At 70.0% G+C, this 6323-nt stretch carries 7 protein-coding genes; all 7 read left to right on the forward strand.

The genetic code is table 11. The annotated features are described in order from the left end of the window. Nucleotides 1–58: 58 nt before the first annotated feature. Nucleotides 59–793 carry an amidohydrolase family protein gene (locus ACK5KK_RS09385; protein WP_416889821.1) on the forward strand — a complete coding sequence of 245 codons (735 nt, stop codon included), beginning with the start codon at nt 59–61 and terminating at the stop codon, nt 791–793. Beyond that, nucleotides 790–1602, forward strand: coding sequence for an ABC transporter ATP-binding protein (locus tag ACK5KK_RS09390; protein WP_416889822.1), 813 nt, complete (start codon nt 790–792; stop codon nt 1600–1602). The genes ACK5KK_RS09385 and ACK5KK_RS09390 overlap by 4 nt, the downstream gene beginning before the upstream one ends. Then, complete coding sequence (locus ACK5KK_RS09395; RefSeq protein ID WP_416889823.1) at nt 1599–2387, forward strand: ABC transporter permease; 789 nt, start codon at nt 1599–1601, stop codon at nt 2385–2387. Before ACK5KK_RS09390 ends, ACK5KK_RS09395 begins: the two co-directional genes overlap by 4 nt. 89 nt (nt 2388–2476) lie before the next feature. Further along, entirely contained in the window at nt 2477–3199 is a 723-nt protein-coding gene (locus tag ACK5KK_RS09400; protein ID WP_416889824.1) for an ABC transporter permease, read from the forward strand. Beyond that, nucleotides 3196–4602, forward strand: coding sequence for an amidohydrolase family protein (locus tag ACK5KK_RS09405; protein WP_416889825.1), 1407 nt, complete (start codon nt 3196–3198; stop codon nt 4600–4602). The genes ACK5KK_RS09400 and ACK5KK_RS09405 overlap by 4 nt, the downstream gene beginning before the upstream one ends. Further along, nucleotides 4599–5474 (forward strand): SMP-30/gluconolactonase/LRE family protein, encoded by an 876-nt coding sequence (locus tag ACK5KK_RS09410; RefSeq protein ID WP_416889826.1) that lies wholly within the window; start codon nt 4599–4601, stop codon nt 5472–5474. The genes ACK5KK_RS09405 and ACK5KK_RS09410 overlap by 4 nt, the downstream gene beginning before the upstream one ends. Continuing rightward, nucleotides 5471–6323 (forward strand): gamma-glutamyltransferase (locus tag ACK5KK_RS09415; protein WP_416889827.1); only part of this gene is annotated, 853 nt, incomplete at its 3' end. The genes ACK5KK_RS09410 and ACK5KK_RS09415, both read left to right, overlap by 4 nt.

Below are 6323 nucleotides of genomic sequence, written 5' to 3' on the forward strand. Positions count from 1 at the left end.
GCCGCACCCCGGCGCCGCTCCCGTTCGTCCGAGAGCCCTGACAGAAAGCACCCTGGACATGATCATCGATGCCTACAACAACATCTGGGAATCGTCGGGAACCTCCGACTACCTCACCTCCGAGTCATTCACCCCCGACGTGATGATTACGCACATGGACGAAGCCGGTATCGACCTGGCCGTGGGTTGCTCGCTGGGACAGAGCATCGACAACCCGTACATCGCTTCGGTCGTGCAACGGTACCCGGATCGCATCATCGGGTTCGGGCAGGTCAACCCGCGCGTGCCGGGAGCGGTGGACAGCGTGCGGGAATGCGCGCGGCTCGGGCTGCGTGGCATCAAGCTCCATCCGACACTGCACGGCTACCACTTCGCCGACCATGGCCTCCTCGACCCCATCTTCCGGGTCGCGAGCGATGAGGGCCTGACGCTGCTCGTCAATGCACTCGATGACCCCTGGTGCGCGCCGCTGTCCATCGAGGAGATCTCCCGGAACTTCCCGGACGCCCCCGTGTTGATCGCGCACATGGGCACCGTGTGGAACGTCACGGAGGCCCTGATCGTGTCGGAACGGAACCCGCACATCTATCTGGAGACGTCGAGCACCCAGTTGCTGGACGTGCAGATGGCCTACAAGCGGGTGGGGCCGGAGAAGATCGTGATGGGAACCGACTGGCCGGGGAGTCACTTCGTGCTCGAGCGCGCGAAAATCGCTCGCGCGATTCCGGATGCCGCCGATCGTGCACTCGTCGAAGGGGAGAACCTCGCCCGGATCCTGAGGATCGGGACATGAGTGCCCCGCCGCTGGCGCCTGCCGCAACCGACCGCATCGTCGTCAGTTCCATCGACAAGCGTTTCGATGTCAAGGGCGGCGAGTTCGTCGCGCTGGAGAACGTCGACTTCGAGGTGCCCGAAGGAGGATTCGTCACCTTGCTCGGCCCGTCGGGCTGCGGAAAGTCGACGCTGCTGAGGATCATCGCCGACGTCATTGAACCCACCGACGGCCAGGTGAGCGTGTTCGGCCGTACGCCTGCGGAGGCGCGGACGGCGGGGGAGTTCGGCTTCGTCTTCCAGGACCCGGTGCTGTTGCCGTGGCGTACCGCGGCCGCCAACGTCGAGTTGCCGCTGCAAGCGCAGGGCGTGGACAAGGTCGAACGACGCGAGCGCGCCGCCGCGATGCTGCGGCTGGTCGGGCTGGAGGGCTTCGAAGACCGCCAACCGGCCAAGCTCTCCGGCGGGATGGCACGACGAGTGGCGATTGCGCGGGCCCTCGTGGACGAACCGCGGGTTCTTTTCCTCGACGAGCCGTTCAACGGGCTCGATGAGTTGCGGCGTCGCCAGATGAACGCCGAAGTCCTACGCATCTGGCAGGCCACCGGAACGACTGCACTTCTGGTGACCCACAACGTCGGCGAGGCGATCATGCTCTCGGACGTCGTCTTGGTGATGGGACGTGAACCGGGGCGGATCATCGCGACCCGGCCGATCGATCTGCCGCGCCCGCGCACGCTGGATGCCCTCCTGACCCCGGAGTTCCTGGCGTATGAGCGGGAGCTCACCGACCTGCTGAGCGCATCGTACGAGGGCTTGGGGGACGAGTGAGCCGGTCGCAGGCCCGGCCCGCCGTGCGTCGCTTCGCCGTCCCGATCGCCTTCTACCTGTTGCTGTTCGCGGCGTGGCAGTTCGCCGGTCAGGCAACGCAGGCCCCGGGTTCGGTTCTGGTGCCGCCGACCGTCATCGTCCAGACGGCGATCGATCGGTGGCAGCCGCTGATGCTGGTTTCCGGCGTCACTCTGCTGGAAGCCGGTCTCGGTTTTCTGATCGGGGCGTCATGCGCGATCGTCTTGGCGATCGTCGTGGACCGGTTCCGTCTGGTCGGTGAGGCGCTGTTCCGCGTCGCGCTCGTCCTCTACGCGATCCCCGTCATCGCGATCGCCGCGCCACTGACGGCCTGGTTGGGTCTCGGGATGGGGAGCAAGGTCGCGGTGGCGGCACTGGCGTGCTACTTCCCCGTCCTGGTCAACCTGAGCGGAGCGCTCCGCACGCTCGACCCCCGCATCGATGAGCTCGGCCGCGTCCTTGCGCTCGGGTATTGGCGACGCCTGTGGTCGTTGCGTGCTCCGGCGGTGTTGCCGGCGCTGTTCTCCTCGTTCAAGATCGCCGGCCCGGCGGCGTTCATCGGCGCTCTCATCGCGGAATGGATGGGTGCGGAGATCGGACTGGGCGTTCTGCTGCTCCAGGCGATGTTCAGCTTCAACGTTCCCCTGCTATGGACCGTCCTGCTGGTGGCGACGGTACTGAACGGACTCATCGTCGTGCTCTTCGAGGTCGTCGGACGAGTCGCGGTGCCCTGGCACGCCTCCGCACAGAGAGGGCAGGAACAATGACGTCCGGCTCCTCTGCGCAACAAGCTCCGGGCACGCGGGCCATCCGCCTGGCGGCGCGTCGCGGGCGCTCCGGAATGCGCGGTGGTGCGGTGACAGCCCTTGTCGTCGTCGTCCTGCTGGCCGCATGGCAGATCGGAACAATGCTCCTCGGCACCCCGGAGACGGTGCTCCCGAGCCCGGCCGCCGTGCTCACCGCATCCGACTGGACGGCCGTCGTGGTCGCCGCGGGCACCACGGCGCTGGCGACCCTCGCGGGTTTCCTGGCTGGGAACCTCCTCGGCTTGACCCTGGCCATCGTCATCACCGCATCGCGAACGCTCGCGGACATCATCTACCCGCTCGCCGTCGTGGTCCGTTCGATCCCCGTCGTCGCACTCGCCCCGTTCATCATCCTCGCGGTGGGTCGAGGGCCGGCAGCCACCACGGTCGTCGCTGCGCTGATTGTCTTCTTCCCCACTCTGGTCAACGTCATCCTGGGGCTGCGATCGGTGCCGGCGGAGGCCGTGGAACTGCTCCGGGTGATCAACGCCTCGCCCGTCTTCCAATACGCGCGCGTGCGCATTCCGTTCGCCATGCCGGCCTTCATCTCGGCGCTGAAGATCTCCGCACCCAACGCGGTGCTGGGGGTCATGACGGCGGAGTGGATCATCGGCGGGTCGGGTCTGGGGCGGCTGATCGTACAGTCCTGGCTGTCGCTCGACGTTCCGACGATGTGGGGTGCCGTCGTCTTCTCCGCCGTGGTCGCGTGGCTGCTGTTCAGCCTGGTCACGCTCGTGGAGCGGTTCCTCCTCGGATGGGCGGTGCGCACGTGAGCCCCGCGGCCCCGTTCGTGGTGCGGGCCGACCGCGTCCTGACCGGGGTCGGCGGCGAGGTGATCACCGACGGCGCCGTCCTGATCGCGGATGGGCGGGTGCGGGCGATCGGGCGCCGCCGGGACCTGCCGACGGGCCTGCCGTCCGCCGACGCGGGGTTGCTGCTCATGCCGGGCCTCATCGACGCCCACACCCATCTGCGCGGCACACCACTGTCGGCGCAGGACATTCCGACGCGACCGCTGGAGAGCTGGCTGTGCAGCCTCACCACGGCCACCGACCTCGACCCGGCCGACGATGCCCTCGTCGCCGCGGCGCACGCACTCGAGTCTGGCATCACCGCGGTGCAGGCCGTCGTCCACGGCTTCGATGAGGCGGCCGGCGTGGTCCGGCGGATGCGCGCGACGGCGGGCGCCGTCACTTCGGCCGGGCTGCGAGCGCTGCTGATCCTCGGCTTCACCGATCGTGCCGAGCTGACTCCGGACCCGGCGGGCGGCCCCTGGCGGGACGTTCCGGCCGTTCGGCACGGGGTGACGGCGACAGGTTTCGGTGACGTGGCGCGCGAGGTGCTCGGCGGCGACGACGATCCCGACCGGTTGCTGCGCTACGGCCTCGGGCCTGTCGGGCCGCAGTGGGTCGGCGATGTGGGTCTCGAGGTGATCGCCGCCGCGGGGAGAGGCCACCGCCGCCACACTCACCTCCATGAGAGCCGATCGCAGCGGGGCTGGGTGGCGGGCGAACCGTCGCCGTTGTCCCGGCTGGCCCGCGCGGGCATCATCGGAGCGGACCTTTCGGCAGCCCATGGGGTCGATCTGCACGATGCCGAGATCGCACGCCTCGCCGCCGCCGGGGTGGGCTTGGTTCACTGTCCACGATCGAACGATGACCTCGCCGTCGGCACGGCACGCGTCGCCGAATGGCTGCGGCGCGGTGTTCGCGTGGGCCTTGGCACCGACAGTGCGCGAGAGCGTCCCGACATCTTCGACGACATGCGAGACGCCATCGTCGCCGCGGAGCGAATCGGTGACCCGGTGAGCCCAGAAGCGGTGATCGCCATGGCGACGACCGGCGGTGCCGACGCCTTGGGTGCGAACGGGTTGGGGCGGATTCGCGTCGGGGGGCCGGCGGACATGATCGGTCTGGACGTGGAGGTCCGGGGTGCGGGCGACGCCCGCGAGGCAGCGGGTGTGATCGTCGAGCGTGCTGCCCGCGGACACGTGAGCCGCGTGTGGGTGGCGGGCCGGCAGGTCGTCGACGCGGGTGTCGCGATGGCCGACACCCGCGCCGCGCGCGAACGCCTCGCCGTGACGATCCGCGCCGACGAGACGGCGCGCGCGGGACGCCAGCGTCGGCTCGCCCCGGTCCTGGAGGCCGTCGACCGTGAGATCGCGAGCGTGACATGATTCGCGCCGAGCTGTGGGCGAGGGGATCGGCGAGCCTCGGCGAAGGCCCCCGGGTCGTACCCTCGGCCCGCGGCGGACGCACGGTGCGATGGCTCGACCTGTTGGGCGGGCAGGTGTGGGAACGCACACCGTCCGGTGACGCTGCAGCGGTGGCCCACTACCCCGGGCAGACGGTGAGCGCGATCATCCCGCTGCGGTCGGGGCACACCGCCGTCGCACTGCACCGGACGATCCTGCGTGAGGAACGCGGCGCGCGCGTCGGGGTTCTCGCGCCCGAGCTCCCCGCCGGCCTCCGTTTCTCCGACGGCATCGCCGGACCCACCGGCCACCTCTGGCTGGGGACCGTGGACGCCGACGGAGGATCGAGGTCCGGGCACCTGCTGAGAGTCGGTTCGGGCGGCGTCACTCCGGTGCGGTCCGGTGTCGGCTTCGCCAACGGAATCGGCTTCTCGTGCGACGGCACGCGCTTGTTCCACATCGACTCGGCGGCGGGCACGGTGACCTCATTCCCCCACCGCGACGGTGAACTCGGACCCGGGACGGTGTTGTTCCGGATGCCGGAGGGCACGGGCGCCCTCGACGGGCTCGCCGTCGATGAGTTCGATCGCCTCTGGATCGCCGTGTTCGGGGCGGGTCGGGTTCTTGCCGTCGCCACGACCGGGCCGCGCCGCGGCGAGGTCGTTGCGGAGATCGATGTGCCGGTGAGCCGGGTGACCAGCTGTGCGTTCTTCGATGACCTCCTGATCATCACGACGGCGCGGGTGGATGCGTCGCCGGACGAGCTCGACCGCGAACCGCTCGCGGGTTCTGTGTTCTCTGCTGCCGTCGGATGCGGCGGCGCGCCGACCTACGAAGGGGAGTTGTCGTCATGACGCACCACACGCCCGCCACACCGAACCACACCCGCTCTGGGCAGACGCTCGCGCAGGGATCTGGCATGGGCGGCGGTATCGTCCCGGGCGTGTTTCCGCAGGCCGAATCGATGCGGCCCACGATCTACGGGGAGCGCTGGGCGGTCGTGGCGGGGCATCCGCTGGTCAGCGACGCCGCCGCCGACATCCTTCGGCGCGGGGGTAACGCGATCGACGCGGGTGTCGCCGCGGGCTTCGCTTCCAACGTGGTGCAGGTCGACATGTGCAATCTCGGGGGCATCGCCCCCATCCTCGTCTCGCCGGCAGGTTCGCCCACCGTCGAGGCCATCGCCGGCATCGGGGTGTGGGGGGCGGATGCCGACTTGGAACACATCCGCCAGCGCTATGGCGGGGCGCTTCCGCTCGGCGGCGCGCCGTCCATCGTGCCCGGCGCGGTCTCCGGGTGGCTGACCGCGCTCGCCCGGCACGGCACCATGTCGGTCGGGGAGGTGCTGGAGGCGGCGAGCTCGTTCGCGACGGACGGCGTCGTCCTGGACCCGCGGACGGCCGCCCACCTCGCGACGATGGCCGGCAGCCTGTCGGGCTGGGAATCCTCCGCCGCGATCTTCCAGCCCGGCGGGGCACCGCTGCAGGAGGGTGATCGACTGCGCCAGCCGGCTCTGGCCCGGACACTGCGCCGGCTGGCGGATGCGGCGACACGGGCCGAGCGCGCGGGCGCCGGGAGGGAAGAGGCCATCGAAGCCGCCCACGCCGAGTTCTACCGCAGCGACATCGCCGAGACGATCGCGGACTTCGTCGTCGCGCACGGCGGGTTCTTGGCGCCGTCGGATCTGGCCGGGTTCCGCGCCG

Source organism: Microbacterium sp. (assembly GCF_047972865.1).
Taxonomy (GTDB): Bacteria; Actinomycetota; Actinomycetes; order Actinomycetales; family Microbacteriaceae; genus Microbacterium.

Bases quoted from the DNA above. Each gene is read 5' to 3' on its own strand.
- ACK5KK_RS09385 (WP_416889821.1), top strand. From the start codon at position 59: ATGATCATCGATGCCTACAACAACATCTGGGAATCGTCGGGAACCTCC.
- ACK5KK_RS09390 (WP_416889822.1), top strand. From the start codon at position 790: ATGAGTGCCCCGCCGCTGGCGCCTGCCGCAACCGACCGCATCGTCGTC.
- ACK5KK_RS09410 (WP_416889826.1), top strand. From the start codon at position 4,599: ATGATTCGCGCCGAGCTGTGGGCGAGGGGATCGGCGAGCCTCGGCGAA.